We start from the raw sequence: 18,670 nt of genomic DNA, 5'->3' as shown, positions 1-18,670 counted from the left end.
TTGTATGAGTGCCATTTTGAAATTTACTTTATTTTATTATAATCTCTCTTCACAACTAAATTATTAAAGAAAGGTGGTGAGGGTCGTGCCGGGTATCAAGGTGCATCCTAGCGAGTCTTTTGATGAAGCGTATCGCAAATTCAAAAAACAAGTTGATAGAAATCTTGTTGTAACCGAAGTAAGAGCAAGAAGGTTTTTTGAGCCTATGACTGAAATTCGCAAAAAGCAAAAAATTTCAGCTCGTAAAAAAATGCTTAAGAGGCTTTATATGCTAAGACGCTACGAATCAAGACTTTAATCTTAAAGCCCGTAAGGGCTTTTTTACTTTTTAAACTCTTAATTTATTATTTTGCGTTAAAATTCCTTTAGATTTTAAATTTAAGGGGAAAAATATGTCAAAAATTCAGAAAATTCTTAAAATCGGTATGATAAGTGGTTTAAGTGCTGTTGCTGCCGGAGCTTTAGTCGGCTGTAATGATTCAACTCAATCTTTAAATGAAAACACACAAAACGCTCAACAAGGTGCTTTTGTAATCATAGAGGAAACCGCCCCAAATCAATATAAAATCAAAGAGCAGTTTCCAAGTGCGGAAACTAGAGTAGTTTTACAGCAACTTGATGGAACAGAAAGAGTTTTAACTAAAGAAGAAATGGATGCTCTTATTAAGGAAGAGGCAGCGAAAATAGATGAGGGAACTTCAAATTTAACTAAAGACAATGCACAAATGAGTAGTGGAGGCTTAAGTCTTGGAGAAACATTGTTAGCAAGTGCGGCGGGAGCAATTTTGGGTAGCTGGATAGGCTCAAAGCTTTTTAATAATCAAAATTTTGCAAATCAGCAAAGGGGAGCTTTTTCAAATCAAAGCGCTTATCAAAGAAGTATGAATAGTTTCAATAAGGCTGGAACAGCAGGTGCTAGTAAGGCTGGAACGAAATCGGGCTTTTTTGGTGGCGGTTCAAAAGCAACGACAAATAATTCAAATTTTGGCTCATAAATTTTAAGGGAAATATAATAAAAAAATAAATATTAACTTAAATTGTGTTATACTTTTTAAAATTTTCTTAAATATAAAGGATAAAAAATGAGAATTTTAATTATAGAAGATGATATAGGTCTTAATAAGAGCATAGTGGAGAATCTTGCTCAATTTGGCTATCAAAGCGATTCCTCTGAGAATTTTAAAGATGGAGAATATTTCATCGGCATTAGGCATTATGATTTGGTTTTGGCGAGCTGGACCTTGGCTGATGGTGATGGGGCGGAACTTATTCGTCTTGTTAAGCAAAAATCTCCTCGCACTCCTGTGATTATTATCTCTTCAAAAGCAGATAAGGATAATGAAATAAAGGCTTTAAAATTGGGTGCTGATGACTTTATCAAAAAACCTTTTGATTTTGATATATTTTTAGCGAGAATTGAAGCAAGATTAAGACTTGGTGGAACAAATGTAATTAAAATAGAAGATTTGACAATAGACCCAGATGAAGAAAAGATTACCTACAAAGGACAAGATATTGAGCTTAAAGGTAAGCCTTTTGAGGTGCTAACGCATCTTGCGAGGCATTCAGATCAAATCGTCTCTAAGGAACAGCTTTTAGATGCAATTTGGGAAGAACCTGAACTTGTAACACCCAATGTCATTGAAGTAGCTATCAATCAAATTCGTCAAAAAATGGATAAACCACTCAATATCTCTACCATAGAAACGGTTCGTCGTAGGGGCTATCGCTTTTGTTTCCCTAAAAAATCTTAATTTTTGCACCTTATGGTGCAAATTTCTTCTTTTGTTTCTTTAAGTTTATATTTTCTTTAAGTTTTCTTATTGTATAAGATTAAATTATTTTATTGTGAAAGGTAAAAATGTCTCTTTTAATCACAAAAGATTGTGTTTGTTGTGATGCTTGTAGGGAAGAATGTCCCGATGATGCTATTTGTGAGAATAGTCCCATTTATGTTATCGATCCCGACCTTTGTTCTGAGTGTGTGAATGATTTTTCTGAGCCAGCTTGCATAGTTGCCTGTCCTTATGAGTGTATCATACCAGATCCTGATAATAGTGAAACCATAGAAGAACTTCGTCTTAAAAGTCGTCATAGAGAAGATTAAATGGCAAAAAAAACAGCTGTTGTAGATTTAGGCTCAAATTCTATAAGAATGATAGTGTTTGAAAAAACTTCACGCTATGGTTTTTATACGGCTGCAGAATTTAAAAGAAAAGTAAGACTTGGTGAAAACGCCTACAATAATGGTAAAATTTTACAAGAAGAGGCTATGCAAAGAGCTGAAAATGCCTTAAGATATTTTAAAGAGTGTGCCTATAAGCATAAGTGTAAAAAAATTTTTATTGTGGGAACTTCAGCCTTAAGAGATGCGCCGAATTCTAAAGATTTTATTCAAAGAATTAAGGAAAAGCTGGGGTTAAATATTCGTTGCATTGATGGAAAAAGTGAAAGTTATTTTGGGGGATTGGCTGCTTTAAATTTACTTAGTCCTTTCAAAAATGCTACCACGCTTGATATAGGTGGCGGCTCAAGTGAGCTTTGTTTGATTAAAGACAATAAAATTGTAGATTATATTTCTCTTGATATTGGCACTGTAAGACTTAAGGAGCTTTTTTACGATACTAATAAGCTTGGCAATATTGAGGCATTTTTAAAGCCTATTTTAGAGCAAATTCCTACACATTTTTGTAATGATAATCTTATAGCCATAGGTGGAAGCTTGAGAGCTATTTCAAATTCTATTATGCAAAAAAACTCGTATCCTTTAAAAAATTTGCATGATTATCGTTATGATTTTAAGAGTGAAAGACAGCATATTGTAAAAATGCTTAATGCAGATGCGCAGTCTTTAACAAATTTTGGCATTAAAAAAGAGCGTTTTGATACTATTCAAGAGGGCACTTTAATTTTTCTTAAAATCGCAGAAAGGCTTAAAAGCAAGCAGGTTATTACAAGCGGAGTTGGCATACGCGAAGGAGTTTTTTTAAAAGATTTGCTTGGGACAAATCATACTTTTCCTATTAATTTTAATCCTAGTTTAAAATCTTTGCAAGATAGATTTTTAAAGCAGGATTTAAATTATAAAACCTCACATTTTGCTTCAAAGCTTTTTGATGTTTTGCAAGATTTACATCGTTTAAGTAAGAGATATAGAAGTATTTTGATAAGTGCCGCAAAGCTTTCTCATATAGGTGAATTTTTAAATTTTTATTTTGCTAACGAACACGCTATGAATTTTATATTAGGTGGATTAAGCTATGGATTTTCACATCAAGATAAAGTTTTAATCGCTACGATTATTAGACTAAATGGTAAAAAATCAAATCCTTATAGCAATGATCCTTTGAGGCAACTTTTACCTAATGCTAAAATTATAACTTGGTTAAGTTTTCTTCTGGCTTTAGCAAAAGCGTTAAATTATGAAGATAATGTTTCTTTTAAATTGTTAGGTAGCACTTTATATATTTATAATGAAGATAGAGAATTAAATTTGGCCAAAGAAGAACTTAAAAAAATATCAAAGTCCATTTCACTAACTCTTGTTATCAATCAAATTCCTTAAGCTTTTTTCTGTTTTTCTAAGATAATATTTTGAATTTTTCTTTTGTTATTTTCAAAAAAAGAATTAAAATTTTCCTCACCGACTTTTACTTCTTCTTGTGGTATTTCTTTGCTTTCCAAAAGAAGATTTGAATTTCCTACAATTAAAATATAACGTTTATTTTCATAGTCTAGAACGACAAGCTGATTGTTTTTATCTATATTTCTTTGAAATTTAATTCCGCCAAAATTTTTTGAACTCACATTTGTTTTTTTAAACCACCATAAAACTATAAGCAAAAGCACCAAAACAAGCATAACAAGCATATAGTTTGTATAATCGTAACTTTCAATATCTTTTGGTTTAGGCATTAAATCGCCTTGTTTGCTTGCTTCTTGCTTAATAGGTTGAGAAAGCGAAGGAAGATTTGTGCCTTCAGGCAAAGCTCTTATGCGAAGTCCAAATTTATCATTAATTACGCTTATGCTAAAGTCTAGCTTTTCTCTCGTTTGAAACATAATGTGAGTTGCATTATTTTTAGAGCTAATTTGAATTTTATTGATAAGTTTAGAACTTAGACTCTTAAGCTCTTCTTTAGCTTCAAGTCCCTCAAAACTTAAAAGGGCAAATTCTCCCTCTTTTTTTTGAGAAATTTTACCTTGATAAGCGCTATCAAAAGAGAGCATTAGATCCACCCTGTCGTTTCTATCATAAATATTATAATTAATGAGTTTAGCACTAAAAAGTGGTAAAGAAATTAGTAGTAAAAAGCAAATTTTTTTCACTTAAATTTCTTTTTTGAAATATTGTAGGACCGTTTTGGAGTCAAGAATTTCATTAATCCTTATGGCTAGATTTTTTTCATAGACCATAACTTCACCTTTTCCAAAAATTCTTTTATTGATGTAAAGCTCCACGCTCTCACCCGCAGGTTTTTCGAGGTCGATTACAGAACCGACCTCAAGTTTCAAAAGCTCTGATACGCTCATATTAGTTGTTCCTAACTCACTAACAAAATCCACAGTAATATCTAAAATATCCTCATAGGAATTTAAAAGACCATGCACATCGTGGATATCTTCGATTGCTTCATCGCTCATATTTTTTAAAACCTATTCTAAAGCTGTGATTTTCAATGGAGTAAGTTAAGGACTCATCAAGCTTAATTGTTGAAAAATCTATACGACCCAAGTATTCTGGTATGCCCAGTTTATATTCGTCTTCACCTTTAGCATCATTGAGTAAATTTTTAGCATAGCCTATGATTTGGTTTGCACATTCTTTCGTTAAGTCGCACCAGTCATCTTCTTTAAATTTATGATCATTTATTAAAACATCGGCAATTTTTTTTAAAGCTTCTTTGGGAAAAAAGAGGTAAAAATCATATTCATTACCCTTATTTCCTTCGATAGGTATGGAAGCACCATAAAGCTCACCGCCGATATTTTCAGCCTTTTCTATGCGTAGTCTTAAAATATGCTCACAAAAATGAGTAATGGAATATTCAAGTATCTTTAACATTTAAGCTCCTTAATTTTAACTTTAAATTTACATTATATTATAAAAAAAGTAAAAATTAACTAAAAGGTCATTTTTTAAAGATTTCTTTTGCATTTTTTATTATTTCATTGATATTTGTGTTTTTAAATTCATTTACTATGCTTGTGCCGACAATAGCCCCATCGCTAATTTTGTGAATTTTTTTAACATCTTCGTAGTTTTTTATACCAAAACCCACAAAAATAGGGAGTTTTGTATAAATTCTAATTTCTTCAACTTTCTTCTCCAAAAGTTCATTTTGTGAGGATTTTCCACCTGTTAGCCCTATGCTTGCCAAAAGATAAATGAAGCCACTTGCATTTTTACAAAGTTTTGCTATGCGTTCTTTTGGTGTTGTAAGACTGATGAAGGTGATGAGAGCCAAGCCTTCTTTGTCGCACTCTTTTTTTAATTCGCCACTTTCTTCATAACTTAGCTCAGGCACGATTAAGCCACAAATTCCAGCCTTTTTAGCCGCTTTTACGAAGGCTTTTAAGCCATAAGCAAATATTAAGTTATAATACGCCATAAAAACTAGAGCTTTGTTGCTTTTGATTTTTTCTAGTTTTTCTAATATTTTATGTATGGTTGTTCCATTTTCTAGAGCTTTACTGGCGGCATTTGCGATGATTTCTCCATCAGCTATGGGATCGCTATAAGGCACACCAACTTCCAAAATGTCAATATTACATTCATCTAAACGCTTGATAAATTCCACACTCATATCTAAATTTGGGTATCCCATCACGATGTAGGCAATATTTGCCTTATCATTATAAAATTTTTTAAAATCAACCATAAATTACCCCTTTTTTATAAGCTCTAATGCTTGTCATATCTTTATCCCCACGCCCGGAAAGATTGACGATAATCACACTTTTTTTCTTTAGAGTAGGGCAGAGTTTTTCCAAAAAAGCGAGTGCGTGAGAACTTTCAATCGCAGGGATTATTCCCTCCTCTTTACAAAGTAGTTTCAAAGCTCTCATACACTCATCATCACTAATAGCCTCATATCTAGCTCTTTTGCTTTCAAACAAATGTGCGTGTAAAGGTCCTACTCCTGGATAATCAAGTCCTGCGGATATGCTATGCACGGGCAATATATTACCCAACTCATCTTGTAAAACCTTAGTCTTCATTCCGTGGATAATGCCTGTTTTTCCTTTGGTTAATGTCGCAGCGTGATAAGGTGTTTCAATGCCAAGCCCCGCAGCCTCTACACCTATGAGTTTGACACTTTTATCAGCTAGAAATTCGTTAAAAATCCCTGCTGCATTTGAGCCTCCACCAACTGCTGCGATGATGTAATCTGCTTTTTTGCCTAGTTTTTTAAGCTGCATTTTGCACTCTTTGCCTATGATGCTTTGAAAATGTGTTACCATTTTTGGATAAGGATAAGGACCCACCGCACTTCCTACGACATAAAAGAGATTTTTTATATCGCTCACCCAATGTTGAATTGCTGCTGTTGTAGCCTCTTTTAAGGTTTTAAGTCCGCTTTCAATGGCATTAACTTTTGCACCTAAAAGTTCGATTTTATAGACATTTAAAGCTTGTCTTTCCACATCAACAGCACCCATAAAAATTTCACATTGAAGTCCCAAAAGTGCCGCCGCAGTGGCAGTGGCTAGTCCGTGCTGTCCTGCACCTGTTTCGGCGATGATTTTTTTCTTGCCCATTTTTTTAGCAAGAAGAGCTTGAGCTATGGCATTGTTGATTTTATGTGCGCCTGTGTGATTTAAATCTTCTCTTTTAAGATAAATTTTATGTCCGTAAATTTTACTTAAATTCTTAGCATAATAAAGAGGAGTAGGGCGTCCAACATAATTTTTTAAAAGTTCATTTAATTCTTTTTTAAATTCCTTATTCTTGCTAAATTTTAAAAAAGCTTTTTCAAGCTCATTTAGGGCAAACATCGCACTTTCAGGCAAAAACTGCCCTCCATAATTTCCATAGTAGCTTTTTTTCATCTTTGAAACTCCTTAATTAAGTCTTTGATTTTAGCAAGTTCTTTTAAACCTTGCGTATTTTCTACCTTAGAATTGACATCAATAAGGATAGGATTTAAAGCCTTAGCCTCGCAAATATTATGCACTCCTATGCCTCCAGCTATGCCAAATTTTTGCTTATAATTTTTTAGTAAATCCCAGTTAAAACTTATCCCATTTCCACCCTTAAATTTGCCTTTAGTATCAAAAAGGATCATATTTGCATAAATTTGGCGAGGCATTTGCAGACTTTCTCCTACGCTAATAACCTGCCAAACAAAAAGTTTATTTTTTTGTAGGATTTCAAAATCTTTTCGCGTGATAAGTCTATAAATTTGCACACCATCAAGCTCCACATTTTGAGCGATTTTAAGGATATATTCTAAGCTTTCATCGATAAAAACCCCTACGACTTTTTTGTGATTTTTATGGATTATTTGAGAGAGTTTTGTTGCCATTTTTTCATCAACTCTCCGCACACTTTGAGTAAAAATTAAGCCCAGATAGTCAATTTCTTCTAAAGCACTGATTTGCTCGGCATTTAAAGTGTCTTTTATGCCACAAATTTTAAGCTTTGTCATTTTGATACGCTTTAAAATACTCATATACACGCCTAGAATATAGGGCTTCAAGGACTATATCTTTCGCAGCTAAAGGACTTTGAGCCTTGTTTGCAGTATAGAGTGCAAACATTGCATTTAAGACAACTATGTCAAATTTAGCACCTTTGAGTTTCGCACTTAAAATAAGTTCTAAATCTTTAGCATTATTTTCAGGGCTTGAGCCTAAAATTTCGCTATGAAAAGCCCTTTTAAAGCCAAATTGCTCAGGAGCAATATTATATTCATAAATTTCATTATTTTTTAATTCTATAATTTTACTTTCATCGCAAATGCTAAGTTCGTCCATTCCATCATTCCCCCTTACAACTAAGGCGTGTTTTCTACCGAGTGCTTTTAACACTTCAGCTAAAAGTCTATGCACTGGGGCGTGGTAATTTCCCATAAGCTGGTATTTAAGCTTTAGGTTGGGGTGCAGTAGGGGACCTAAGACATTAAATACCGTTCTTACGCCTAGTTTAGAGCGGATTTCTCTTAATTCTCCCACTAAAGGGTGAAAAAAAGGTGCGTGAAAGAAATTAAGATTTTTCTTTTCTAAAAGCTTTAAGCCCTCTTCTAAAGATGGGGGGACTGGAATTTGTAAAGCCTCTAAAACATCGCTACTTCCGCTTGAGCTAGATATCGCGCGGTTGCCGTGTTTAGCGACTTTTACACCTAAAGCTGCAAGAATAAAAGCCACCGCAGTCGAAACATTAATACTCTTAAAACCATCGCCTCCCGTGCCACAAATATCTATCATCTCACTTTCATCGCTAAAGGTTTTAGAATAACGCAAAATATTTTGCACAAAAGCACTTAAAGACTTTTGATTGAGTGATTTTTCTGTGATGAGTATGAGTAGGGCGGCGATTTGCAAAGGCTCATATTCTTTACTCATTATAAATTCGCAAATATGCTTAAAATCCTCACTTTCCAAGGCTATATCTTCACTAAGTTTATGCAAGTAAGGACTTAGATTTCTTTCTTTCTTATCTTCCTTTTTATGTGCGTTTAGAAAATTAGAAAAAATCTGCAAACCATACTCGCTAAAATAGCTTTCAGGGTGAAATTGTATCCCAAAATAAGGCAAATTTTTGTGCCTCATTGCCATTAAAATTCCATCTTCACTATAAGACAGGGCTTCTAAATTTTCACTAAGTTCTACAACCTCCAAGGAGTGATAACGCATAATCTTAAAGCTTTTTGGCAAATTTTTAAACAAAATACTTTCTTTTTCTACGCTAAGTGTGGAGTTTTTTGCGTGAGCAATGTTTTCTAATCTTTTGATTTTAGCATTAAAGCTAAGTCCTAAAGCCTGATGTCCTAGGCAAATTCCAAGCACGGGAATTTCAAGCCTTTCTTTGAAAATTTCAAGGCAAATTCCACTATCTTTTGGGTGTTTTGGACCAGGACTTAGGATAATGTGAGAGGGATTTAAGGCTTTGATTTCATTAAGATTTATTTTATCATTTCTAACGACCTTAATTTCATCATCGCTTAATTTTTCAAGCATCAATTTTACATTATAAACAAAAGAATCATAATTATCAATCAAAAGTATCATTTCGTAAGCCTTTCAAATGTCGCTAGTAAAGCTCTTCTTTTTGCACAAATTTCTGCATATTCTTTCTCTGCCTTGCTTTGCAAGACTATGCCAGCTCCGCTTGAAATGTAGGCTTTATCATCTTTGAAAAAGGCGGAGCGTATGATGAGGGCTAGGACGACATTTTCGTTAAAATTTAAAAAGCCTACCGCACCTCCATAAACGCCTCTGTCTAAATTTTCAAGCTCATTGATAATTTCTAAAGCACGAATTTTAGGCGCACCGCTTAAGGTCCCTGCTGGAAAAAGTGCGCCAATAGCGTCAAAAATGTTAGCTTCCTCTCTTAAAGTTGCATAAACCTCGCTAACGATGTGCATTACATATTTACTTTTTAAGATACTATAAAGTTTTTCTACTCTAGTATTTTCGCCAAATTTAGAAATGTCATTTCTCGCTAAATCAACTAGCATTCTATGCTCACTTAGCTCTTTTTCATCTTCTAAAAGTTCTTTTTCAAGCACACTGATATCGCTATTTTCATCTAAATTTCTCGTTCCAGCTATGGGTGCTGTAAAAATTTCTTTTTGTTTAATGCTAAGTAAAAGTTCAGGCGATGAGCCTAAAACTACGCCGTATTTGGTAGGGAAATAAAACATATAAGCACTAGGATTTTCAAGGCTTAAAGTCTCGTAATAATCAAAGGCGTTGATATTATGCCTTATGCAAAGTTGTTTGCTTAAAACCACTTGAAAAATATCTCCGCTTAAAAGATATTCTTTTGCTTTTTTCACCATAGTCTCATAGCTTTTTTGTTCTTCTTCTAGGTCATTTAAAATGCTAAATTCAGCTTTATTTTTTTGAGGGCAAATATAATTTTCACTTAAAAAATCAAAATATTGATTTTCTCCAAATTGAAAAAACATTTTGCTATTTTTCTCATACAATAAATAAGCCCTAGCATTAGCAAATAAAAAGGACGGAAAATCGTAATTTTCACGCTCCAAAGAGGGTAAATTTTCAAACAAATGGATAAAATTTGCACTTAAAACCCCAAAAAACCCAGCATATTCGCATAATTTTTCTCCCGCCGCACACTCATAAAATTTAGCCTTTAGCTCACTAAAAGTCATAGAATTAGCGTCCAAATACTCACAATCAATCCCGATAATAACTTTATTTAAATCCTGAGTAAAATAAGAATTGGGATATTTTTCTAAAATTTGTCGGTAGTAAAAATTAACATCTTTGCTAAGCATTAGTATTTTCCTTAAGTTTTTCTTACAGAAAGTTTAAAATTGCTATTTTATCAAATTTTATTTAAAGAAGTATTTAAGAAAGAAGTGCCTAAATTTAGGCACTTTGATTATTTAGCCACAGGCCAAAAGATTTTAGGCTCTTCACCGAGTCTAGCTTCGCCGTGATACATTCCAAGTTTATCTTTAGTCCAAGCGTATCCTACCTTACCTTTTTTATCGATTGAGATAATGCCACCCGTTCCGCCAAGTTGTGCTACCTCTTTAATGGTTTCCTCTGCTGCTTTTTGGATAGATAATTTTTTATGCTTATAAAGGGCTGCGACCTCGTGAGCTGCCGCCACTCTTATGTAAATATCCCCTGTCCCTGTGCAAGAAACAGCAACAGAGTCGTTATTTGCATAATTTCCAGCTCCTATAATAGGCGAATCTCCAATGCGTCCGGTCATTTTATTTGTCGTTCCGCCTGTGCTTGTTCCAGCGGCTAAATTTCCATTTTTATCTAAGGCAATTGCTCCCACAGTTCCTAAATAAGGCTCTGTGCTAAGTCCTAAATGCGCTTTAGCCTTATCGCTATCGAGTAAAATTTCTTTACTTTTTTGTGCTTCTTTTAATTGCTTGTAGCGATGTTCTGTGTAGAAATATTTTTGCTTAACGATTTCTAAACCATTTGCTTTGGCTAATTTATCCGCACCTTCACCGGCAATTAGAGTATGTGGCGTTTTTTCCATAACCACTTTTGCCGCTTCAATAGGATTTTTAATCGTTCTTGCCATAGCAATAGCACCTGCATTTAGAGTTTTTCCGTCCATTAAAGAGGCGTCAAGTTCATTATAGCCATCGGAAGTAAAGACGGCTCCTTTACCTGCATTAAATTCCGGGCTATCCTCCATAACTTTAATTGCGGCAATTACAGCATCAGTTGAGCTTCCTCCTGCTTCTAAGATTTTTTGTCCCGCTTTAAGCGATTCTTTCATTACCACTTCTCTTTTGGCAAATTCCTCTTTTGTAAGACCTAAGCCACTTGTTCCGCCGTGGATAACGATGACAGGCTTAAAATCTTTTGCATAAAGATTTGCACTTGCTAAAAATGCAACACTGGCTAATACCAATAAGGCTTTTTTGCCACCTTTCATTAGACTCATTTTTGCTCCTTTTTTGAGATTAAAAGCAAGAAAAATTTAATTCTTATTTGTAAATGAATACACAATCAATCAGGCTTTTTTACTCTTTAATAAATTTGATTTTGCGTGATTTTTTTAGTAAGATTGCGCGAAAAAAGGGTGATGTTTGAAAAAAGAAGTAAGTGTTAATTTAGCTTGGGTTTTGGTGCTTTTGGGCGGTTTTGTGGAATGCTTTTGGGTAAGCGGCTTAAAATATGCCGATGAGCTTATTTGGTATATTTTAACGGGTTGTGGGATTTTAATCTCTTTTTGCTGTGCTGTGGTGGCTATGCAAAAGATTGAAGTAAGTGTGGCTTATGCGGTGTTTGTAGGCATAGGCACAGCGGGGGTTGTGTTGGCTGAAATGCTCTTTTTCAATGAAACTTTTTCTTTGCTTAAGATTTCTTTAATTTTTATCTTGCTTTTGGGTGTGGTAGGACTTAAATTTGTAAGCAGGGAAAATGATGAGGCTTTGGTAGGAGAGCTTTCGCAGGATTTGGGACTGGATTTTGAGGAGAAAAAATGAGCTGGTTTTTTCTTTTTTTAGCGGGTTGTATGGAAATTTTGGGCGTGATAGCGATGAAAAAGCTTGTTCTTACAAAACGAAAAATTTATCTCCTTGCTATTTTAGTGCAATTTTCTTTAAGCTTTGGTTTTCTTTCTTTGGCAATGCGTGAAATTTCTATGGCAACAGCTTATGCGATATGGACGGGCATAGGAGCAGCTGGAGGTGTGATAGTGGGCGTAGTATTTTTTAAAGAAAGTAAAAGTTTAATGAAGCTTTTTTTCTTAGCTCTTATCTTAGCCTCAAGCGTAGGCTTAAAGTGGATTTCATAATGCAAATTTATATTAGTGGCATTCACACAGATACTGGAAAAACGCATTTTAGTGCGGCTTTTTGTGCGAATTTGGGCTATGATTATTTTAAGCTCATACAAGCTGGCATTCCAAAAGATAGCGATTTAGTAGCGAAACTAAGCCCCAAAACACGCATTTTAAAGGAAGGCTTTTTCCTTAAAACGCCCGTTTCTCCTCATTTAGCTAAGATGAAAGAAAAAGCAGACTATAAGGCGTTTAGTTTGGAAATCCCTAGCAATGAAAATTTACTCATAGAATTAGCAGGTGGGCTTTTCACGCCTCTTGATGAAAATTTTGCGATGATAGATTTTATGCAAAAATTTAAAAAACCTACTATTTTAGTGGGGCGTTATTATCTTGGGAGTATCAATCATATTTTGCTAAGCATAGAAGCTCTTAAAATGAGGCAAATTCCTATCCTTTTCTTAGCGATGATGGGGGAAAAAGAGCCTTTTCAAGATGAATTTGTTAAAAGTTATGCAAAAATTCCTATCATTAATCTTCCCTTTTTTAATGCAAAAAATATAGAAAATAAGGATTTTAAAAATCAAGTTGAAGCTTTACTTAAGCTTTAAATTCCTTAAAGATTTCCTTCAAACTCTCCACCACATAAGAAATTTCCTCTTTTGTGATGATGTAAGGTGGCATAAAATAAATGGTATTTTCTAGCGGTCTTAGCAAAAGCTTTTTTTGTAAGGCTTTTTCATAGACTAAAAGTCCAGCTCTAGGAATTTGAGAAATGATGTCAAAAGCGTAAATCATACCTTGTTGTCTAAAATTTTTTAAAAAATCAAATTCCTTAAGTTTTTCAAATTCTTGCTTAATGAAAAGGCTTAATTTAGCGTTTTTTTCTAGGATATTTTGCGTTTGAAAGATATTTAAAACCTCATTTGCCGCCGCTGTGGCGAGAGCATTTCCTGTGTAAGAGTGTGAGTGTAAAAAGGCTTTATTTTCTTCATAGGGTGCGTAAAAGGCATTATAAATTTCATCTTTTACCAAAACCACAGCCAAAGGCAAAAAGCCCCCCGTAATGCCTTTAGAAAGACAAAGATAATCGGGCTTTTCTTCGCAATAATCCATAGCAAAAAGCTCTCCCGTGCGACCAAAACCCACCGCAATTTCATCGAAAATCACCTGCACTTCAAAATAGCGGCAAAGCCTAATCGCCTCATCTAAAAAGCCAAAATGATACATATTCATATTTCCAGCACACTGCACCAAAGGTTCTACGATAAAAGCACAAAGAGAGTTTGCGTGTTTTTCTAGAGTGCTTTTAAGCTCTTTTAAAGCTTCCTCATAATCCTCCCCGCTTGGGGCTTTTGTGCTTAAATTTTCTAAAAAAAGTGGATTATAAGTTTGCTTATAAAGCTTGACATCACCTACGCTCAAAGCCCCTAAAGTTTCGCCGTGATAAGAATTTGTTAAAGAGAGAAATTTATCCCTTTTTTTGCCCTTGTTTAGATGATAGTGAAAGCTCATTTTAAGGGCGACTTCGATGATAGAAGAGCCATTATCCGCATAAAAACACTTATCAAAGCCGCTTAAAGCACAAAGTCTTTGAGAAAGTCTAATAATGCCCTCGTGGCTAAAACCCGCCAAAAGCACGTGTTCTAAGCTTTCAAGCTGAGTTTTAATAGCATTTGAAATCGCAGGATTGCAATGCCCAAAAAGATTCACCCACCAAGAGCTAATGCAGTCCATATAAGTTTTATCATCAAAATCATAAAGCCACACGCCTTTTGCCTTTTTTATGGGGATTAGAGGGATTTTTTCGTGGTCTTTCATCTGGGTGCAAGGGTGCCAAAGGTGTAATAAATCTAATTCTTTTAACATCATTTTCCTTTTTTTTGTAGTAATATAAATTTTAAAAGTTAATAACTAAGTTTAAATTTGCAAAAAATGCGTATAATTTCATTTTTAAAAGGCTCAAAATGCAAGTAGAAACAATTTTGCAAAATTTACAAAACGAAGCAAATCTACGCACTCTTACTCCGCTTAAACACGAAGGGAATTTTGTTTTTAAACAGGGTAAAAAATTGCTCAACTTGGCTGGAAATGACTATCTAGGTTTGGCGTCAAATTCCGCTTTAAAGCAGGAATTTTTGGCTAGAGTGAGGGAGGAGGATTTATATTTTTCAAGTTCAAGCTCAAGAAGTTTGAGTGGAAATTTTGAAATTTATGAGAGGCTTGAGGAGTATCTTAAAAATAAACTTCAAAAAGAAGTTTTGCTTTTTAATAGTGGCTATCATCTTAATCTTTCTTGTATCGCGGCTCTTGCGAGTGTGCCTAGCACATTGTTTTTAGCGGATAGGCTTATACATGCGAGTATGATTGACGGGCTTAGGGGGGCGCATTTTTTGCGTTTTAGACATAATGATATGGAACATTTGCAAATTTTGTTAGAGAAAAATCACACAAAATATGAAAATATCATCATCTTAAGTGAGGCACTTTTTAGTATGGACGGGGATTTGATCAAATTGAAAGATTTGATTGAACTTAAAAAAAAATATAGAAATGTCTTGCTTTATATTGATGAGGCACATAGTGTGGGGTGCTTTGGGGAGGGTTTGGGACTTGTGAAGGAATTGGGATTTGAGGTGGATTTTCTAGTCTTTACCTTTGGAAAAGCTCTTGCTTCGGTGGGTGCTTGTATGATAACAACTAAAAATTTTAAGGACTTTTTAATCAATAAAGCTAGAGGCTTGATTTATTCTACCGCACTACCGCCCATTAATGTTGCTTTTAGTCTTTTTATCTTTGAAAAAATTGAAAATTTTCATAAGCAAAGAGAGAATTTAAAAATGATAAGTGCATATTTTAGAGAGGGTTTGAGGGCTAAAAAGTGTGAGTTTTTGGGGGATTATTATATTATTTCTCTCATTTTAAAGGAAAATCAAAAAACGCTTAAAACTGCTTTAAAACTTGAAGAAAATGGCTTTTTCGCCCCTGCGATTAAAACGCCCACCGTGCCTAAAAATAGTGCGAGAATTCGCTTTTCTTTACATTCTGGGCTTGAAAAAGAAGATTTAGATAGGGTGTTGGAGCTTTTATGAGAGTGGAATTTTTACACAAAAATGAAGATTCAAAAGAGCTTATTCTCTTTTTTGCAGGTTTTGCAAATCAGCCTTCACACTTTAAGCATTTAAAGACGCAAAATAATGTTTTGATGATTTATGATTATAGAAATTTTGAGTTTCAATTTGATTTGAGTGCTTTTGAAAATATCACACTTATAGCCTTTTCTATGGGAGTTTGCGTTGCTTCTAAGCTACTTAGAAATTTGCATTTTAAAACTAAAATTGCTCTCAATGGCACAAATTGTGGTGTGGATAAAACAAGAGGAATTCACCCTAGCATTTTTTTACGCACAGCACAAAATTTCAAGCTTGAGGACTTTAAAAAGACTTTGCTTTGCGAAAGGGCGGAATTTGAATTTAGAGAGGAAAAGGATTTAAAAGAGGAGCTTTTAGCCCTGTATGATTTTTGCAAAAAGGACTTTGCGGAGGATTTTACTTGGGATAGAGTTTATATGAGTGAGGGAGATTTTATCTTTCCTAATGGAGCGTTAAAAAATGCTTATGAGAATTTAATAGGTCTGAAAGAGCCGCATTTTGCCTTTTTTGCTTTCGATAAATGGGAGCAAATTTGAATTTCTTAAAGGCAAAAAGCACTTACAAAACAGCCGCTAAAGTGCAAGATCTAATGGGGCAAAGATTATGTGAGTTATTAAAAACCTATCGTTTGAAAGAATTTCAAAGGGTGTTTGAATTTGGTTGTGGGACTGGGGAGTTTAGTCAAAAATTACAAAAAAATCTTATTTTTAAAGACTATGTGAGAAATGATATTTTGGACTATAAAAGTGAATTTGAGGTAGAAATTTTTGATATGAATCATATCCCCAAAGCCTTTTTAAAAACGCAAAAATTTAATCTCATCACTTCCAATGCTACTTTGCAGTGGCTTAAAGAAGATATTTTCACAAATTTATATGCTTTGCTTAAAAAAGATGGCATTCTTTTACTTTCAAGTTTTGGGCAGGAAAATTTAAAGGAGATTAAGATCTTGAGCGGACTTTCACTACCTTATAAAAGTCTTAAAAGTCATAAAAATTTGCTTAAAGATTTTGAAATTTTAGAGTTAAAAGAGGAGTTTTTTAAGCTAGAATTTGAAAGTGCTTTAGAGGTTTTTAGGCATTTAAAGCAAAGCGGAGTGAATTCTTTAGGACATTTTTTCTTAGGAAAAGAAACGCTTTTAAAAATGCAAGAACTTTTTGGTAATACTCTCACTTATCATAGCATTTATATTTTGTGTAGGAAAATTTCATAAGCTTTATTTGCTATAATGTGTCAAAACTTAAGGAAAAATATGAAAAAAATCGTTCTTATCTTGGTATTTTGGGTATTTGCATTAAATTTACACGCGGAAAAAATCAGCGTTTTTGTCGCTTCTTCAGCCTCAAAGGCGATGAGTGAGCTTAGGGAAATTTTTATAAAAAATCACTCAAATGATGAGATAGAGCTTATTTTCGGTGCTTCTGGAAAGCACTATCAGCTTTTAAAAGAGGGGAGGGAATTTGACTTATTTTTCTCAGCTGATGCAAAATATGCCGCACAAATTACAAAAGATGGCAACGCCCTTAATAAACCTCAAATTTACGCACTTGGCGTTGTAGCACTTTATAGCTTAGATGAAGATTTGCTTAAGGGTGGGGTAGAAAAACTAGGCGAAAAAGCGGATAAAATCAAGCATTTAAGCATAGCAAATCCTAAAGTTGCACCTTATGGAGTGGCAGCTAGTGAAATTTTAAAAAATCTTAAATTAGAAAAACAATTTAAAGATAAAATCGTGCTAGGAGATAACATCTCTCAACCTGTGCTACACATAGATAGTGGTGCGGCGGAGCTTGGGATAGTGGCTTATTCTCTCGTTTCTAATGTAAATTCACCTAAGGGAAAGACGGTTATAATCGATTCTAAACTCTATACGCCTTTAGAACAATCTTTCGTCCTCACAAAATATGCTAAAGATAAAAAATTAGCCTTAGAATTTGCGGACTTTATTGTAAGTGATGAGGCGAAAGTTGTTTTTAAAAAATATGGATTTGACACACCTTGAATATTTTAAAAGGCTATTTTAGCTCTTTGCAAAATGAGGGCGATATTTTAAGTGTAAAGATTGATGTTTTGGGGGTGGAATTTAGCGTTTTGATGCTTGATTTCTCTTCTTTTGATTTTGGAGGCGAACTTGAGTTGATTTTTAAGGAACACGAACTTTGTTTTGCAAATTTGGGGGCAAATTTGAGTGTAGAAAATTGCTTTGAGGCTCGAATTTGTAGGATTAAAAAAGGGCATATTTTATGGCATATTTTTTTCAAATTTAAGCATTTTGAATTGGGCTCTATTGTCGATGCTAAAAAGGGCGAAGAGCTTGATTTAAAGATAGGGCAAAACAAGCTTTGCTTTGTTAAGGCAAATGACATTACCTTAAGGAAAACTAATGTTTGAGGCAGAATTTTTGCAAACCTTATGGCTAAGTCTTAAGCTCTCTTTCATCACAACTTTTTTGCTTTTTTTTGTTGGGGTATTTTTGGCTTATTGCTTTGTTTTTACGAATTTTGCTTTTAAAAGCTTGTTGCAAATCATCGTTTCTATGCCCTTAGTTTTACCGCCTAGTGTTTTGGGCTTTTATTTATTGATGAGCTTTTCGCCAAATAGCACACTTGGACACTTTTTAAAAGAGCATCTTAATCTTTCTTTAGTCTTTACTTTTGAAGGACTTGTTTTTGCTTCAATGATTTTTTCTTTACCTTTTATGGTGCATCCTATACAAAGTGCTTTTGCCGCCTTAAATAAAAATTTAATCGAAGCTTCTTATACGTTAGGAAAGGGGAGGCTAACAACTCTTTTTAAGATTATCGTGCCAAATTCTAAGGTGGGCATTTTTACGGGTTTAACGATGGCTTTTGCACATACTATGGGCGAATTTGGCGTTGTGATGATGATAGGAGGACATAAAAAGGGCGAAACCTTAGTCGCTAGCATTGCCATTTATGACGAGCTTGAGGCACTTAATTATACCTTAGCACATCAATATGCTTTTGCACTTTTTGCCTTAAGTTTTATCTTGCTTTTTATTCTTTATGCTGTCAATAAAAAATTTACTTATCAAGGCTAAGTATGC

The 18,670-nt window shown here is 34.1% G+C and carries 23 protein-coding genes and 1 pseudogene; 14 read left to right on the top strand and 10 right to left on the bottom strand.

What is annotated here, in order from left to right:
* Positions 1–85 precede the first annotated feature (85 nt).
* The 5 genes from rpsU to CVULP_RS04940 all read left to right on the top strand — a co-directional run bounded on the left by rpsU (position 86) and on the right by CVULP_RS04940 (position 3,565).
* Positions 86–298, top strand: coding sequence for a 30S ribosomal protein S21 (gene rpsU / locus CVULP_RS04960; protein WP_052814012.1), 213 nt, complete (start codon positions 86–88; stop codon positions 296–298).
* A 94-nt stretch (positions 299–392) separates the two neighbouring features.
* Positions 393–995: a UPF0323 family lipoprotein gene (locus CVULP_RS04955; protein WP_099461078.1), complete on the top strand. Its 603-nt coding sequence runs from the start codon at positions 393–395 to the stop codon at positions 993–995.
* Between the two features lie 87 nt (positions 996–1,082).
* Positions 1,083–1,754, top strand: a complete 672-nt coding sequence (hsrA, locus tag CVULP_RS04950; RefSeq protein ID WP_099461077.1) for a homeostatic response regulator transcription factor HsrA — start codon at positions 1,083–1,085, stop codon at positions 1,752–1,754.
* Between the two features lie 107 nt (positions 1,755–1,861).
* Entirely contained in the window at positions 1,862–2,107 is a 246-nt protein-coding gene (locus tag CVULP_RS04945; protein WP_099461076.1) for a YfhL family 4Fe-4S dicluster ferredoxin, read from the top strand.
* A complete protein-coding gene (locus CVULP_RS04940) occupies positions 2,108–3,565 on the top strand; it encodes a Ppx/GppA phosphatase family protein (RefSeq protein WP_099506990.1) in 1,458 nt (485 codons plus the stop codon). It abuts the gene before it with no gap.
* Here CVULP_RS04940 and CVULP_RS04935 read toward each other — a convergent pair.
* The 9 genes from CVULP_RS04935 to CVULP_RS04895 all read right to left on the bottom strand — a co-directional run bounded on the left by CVULP_RS04935 (position 3,562) and on the right by CVULP_RS04895 (position 11,611).
* Positions 3,562–4,329: a hypothetical protein gene (locus CVULP_RS04935; protein ID WP_099506991.1), complete on the bottom strand. Its 768-nt coding sequence runs from the start codon at positions 4,327–4,329 to the stop codon at positions 3,562–3,564. The two genes, CVULP_RS04940 and CVULP_RS04935, sit on opposite strands and share 4 nt — an antisense overlap.
* Positions 4,330–4,644: a flagellar motor switch protein FliN gene (gene fliN, locus CVULP_RS04930; protein ID WP_099461073.1), complete on the bottom strand. Its 315-nt coding sequence runs from the start codon at positions 4,642–4,644 to the stop codon at positions 4,330–4,332.
* A complete protein-coding gene (locus CVULP_RS04925; protein ID WP_099461072.1) occupies positions 4,634–5,065 on the bottom strand; it encodes a hypothetical protein in 432 nt (143 codons plus the stop codon). Before CVULP_RS04925 ends, fliN begins: the two co-directional genes overlap by 11 nt.
* A gap of 67 nt (positions 5,066–5,132) precedes the next feature.
* On the bottom strand, positions 5,133–5,882 hold the full coding sequence (trpA, locus tag CVULP_RS04920) for a tryptophan synthase subunit alpha (RefSeq protein WP_099506992.1): 750 nt from the start codon (positions 5,880–5,882) through the stop codon (positions 5,133–5,135).
* Positions 5,875–7,053: a tryptophan synthase subunit beta gene (trpB, locus tag CVULP_RS04915; RefSeq protein ID WP_099506993.1), complete on the bottom strand. Its 1,179-nt coding sequence runs from the start codon at positions 7,051–7,053 to the stop codon at positions 5,875–5,877. The genes trpA and trpB overlap by 8 nt, the downstream gene beginning before the upstream one ends.
* Positions 7,050–7,652, bottom strand: a complete 603-nt coding sequence (locus CVULP_RS04910; protein WP_252195513.1) for a phosphoribosylanthranilate isomerase — start codon at positions 7,650–7,652, stop codon at positions 7,050–7,052. The genes trpB and CVULP_RS04910 overlap by 4 nt, the downstream gene beginning before the upstream one ends.
* Positions 7,639–9,234, bottom strand: a complete 1,596-nt coding sequence (gene trpD / locus CVULP_RS04905) for an anthranilate phosphoribosyltransferase (protein ID WP_099506995.1) — start codon at positions 9,232–9,234, stop codon at positions 7,639–7,641. Before trpD ends, CVULP_RS04910 begins: the two co-directional genes overlap by 14 nt.
* On the bottom strand, positions 9,231–10,469 hold the full coding sequence (locus CVULP_RS04900; RefSeq protein ID WP_099506996.1) for an anthranilate synthase component I family protein: 1,239 nt from the start codon (positions 10,467–10,469) through the stop codon (positions 9,231–9,233). The genes trpD and CVULP_RS04900 overlap by 4 nt, the downstream gene beginning before the upstream one ends.
* Positions 10,470–10,576: 107 nt before the next feature.
* The gene (locus CVULP_RS04895) at positions 10,577–11,611 is read right to left on the bottom strand and encodes an isoaspartyl peptidase/L-asparaginase family protein (RefSeq protein ID WP_099461066.1); all 1,035 of its coding nucleotides are present in this window, start codon (positions 11,609–11,611) and stop codon (positions 10,577–10,579) included.
* A 145-nt stretch (positions 11,612–11,756) separates the two neighbouring features.
* Between CVULP_RS04895 and CVULP_RS04890 the strand changes: the two are divergent.
* The 3 genes and pseudogenes from CVULP_RS04890 to CVULP_RS04880 all read left to right on the top strand — a co-directional run.
* A pseudogene (locus CVULP_RS04890) lies at positions 11,757–12,089 on the top strand (DMT family transporter); the annotation flags it as partial.
* A 62-nt stretch (positions 12,090–12,151) separates the two neighbouring features.
* Positions 12,152–12,466, top strand: coding sequence for a DMT family transporter (locus CVULP_RS04885; protein WP_099506997.1), 315 nt, complete (start codon positions 12,152–12,154; stop codon positions 12,464–12,466).
* Complete coding sequence (locus CVULP_RS04880; RefSeq protein ID WP_099461095.1) at positions 12,466–13,062, top strand: dethiobiotin synthase; 597 nt, start codon at positions 12,466–12,468, stop codon at positions 13,060–13,062. Before CVULP_RS04885 ends, CVULP_RS04880 begins: the two co-directional genes overlap by 1 nt.
* On the opposite strand, the gene CVULP_RS04875 is transcribed toward CVULP_RS04880, so the two are convergent.
* Positions 13,052–14,323, bottom strand: a complete 1,272-nt coding sequence (locus tag CVULP_RS04875; protein WP_252195511.1) for an adenosylmethionine--8-amino-7-oxononanoate transaminase — start codon at positions 14,321–14,323, stop codon at positions 13,052–13,054. The two genes, CVULP_RS04880 and CVULP_RS04875, sit on opposite strands and share 11 nt — an antisense overlap.
* A 95-nt stretch (positions 14,324–14,418) precedes the next feature.
* On the opposite strand from CVULP_RS04875, the gene CVULP_RS04870 reads away from it, so the two are divergent.
* The 6 genes from CVULP_RS04870 to modB are packed head-to-tail and all read left to right on the top strand — an operon-like array spanning position 14,419 to position 18,664.
* On the top strand, positions 14,419–15,543 hold the full coding sequence (locus CVULP_RS04870) for an aminotransferase class I/II-fold pyridoxal phosphate-dependent enzyme (protein WP_099462787.1): 1,125 nt from the start codon (positions 14,419–14,421) through the stop codon (positions 15,541–15,543).
* A complete protein-coding gene (locus tag CVULP_RS04865; RefSeq protein ID WP_099462785.1) occupies positions 15,540–16,139 on the top strand; it encodes a pimeloyl-ACP methyl esterase BioG family protein in 600 nt (199 codons plus the stop codon). The genes CVULP_RS04870 and CVULP_RS04865 overlap by 4 nt, the downstream gene beginning before the upstream one ends.
* Entirely contained in the window at positions 16,136–16,816 is a 681-nt protein-coding gene (locus CVULP_RS04860; protein WP_245821689.1) for a methyltransferase domain-containing protein, read from the top strand. Before CVULP_RS04865 ends, CVULP_RS04860 begins: the two co-directional genes overlap by 4 nt.
* Positions 16,817–16,855: 39 nt before the next feature.
* Complete coding sequence (modA, locus tag CVULP_RS04855) at positions 16,856–17,605, top strand: molybdate ABC transporter substrate-binding protein (RefSeq protein ID WP_099506999.1); 750 nt, start codon at positions 16,856–16,858, stop codon at positions 17,603–17,605.
* Positions 17,602–17,994: a transporter gene (locus CVULP_RS04850; RefSeq protein WP_099462779.1), complete on the top strand. Its 393-nt coding sequence runs from the start codon at positions 17,602–17,604 to the stop codon at positions 17,992–17,994. The genes modA and CVULP_RS04850 overlap by 4 nt, the downstream gene beginning before the upstream one ends.
* Positions 17,987–18,664: a molybdate ABC transporter permease subunit gene (gene modB / locus CVULP_RS04845; protein WP_099462777.1), complete on the top strand. Its 678-nt coding sequence runs from the start codon at positions 17,987–17,989 to the stop codon at positions 18,662–18,664. Before CVULP_RS04850 ends, modB begins: the two co-directional genes overlap by 8 nt.
* Positions 18,665–18,670: the final 6 nt, after the last annotated feature.

The organism is Campylobacter vulpis (genome assembly GCF_014217995.1).
GTDB classification, from domain to species: Bacteria; Campylobacterota; Campylobacteria; order Campylobacterales; family Campylobacteraceae; genus Campylobacter_D; species Campylobacter_D vulpis.
The sequence above is the reverse complement of the archived record's forward strand: the minus strand, read 5'-3'. Positions and strand labels throughout refer to the sequence as shown.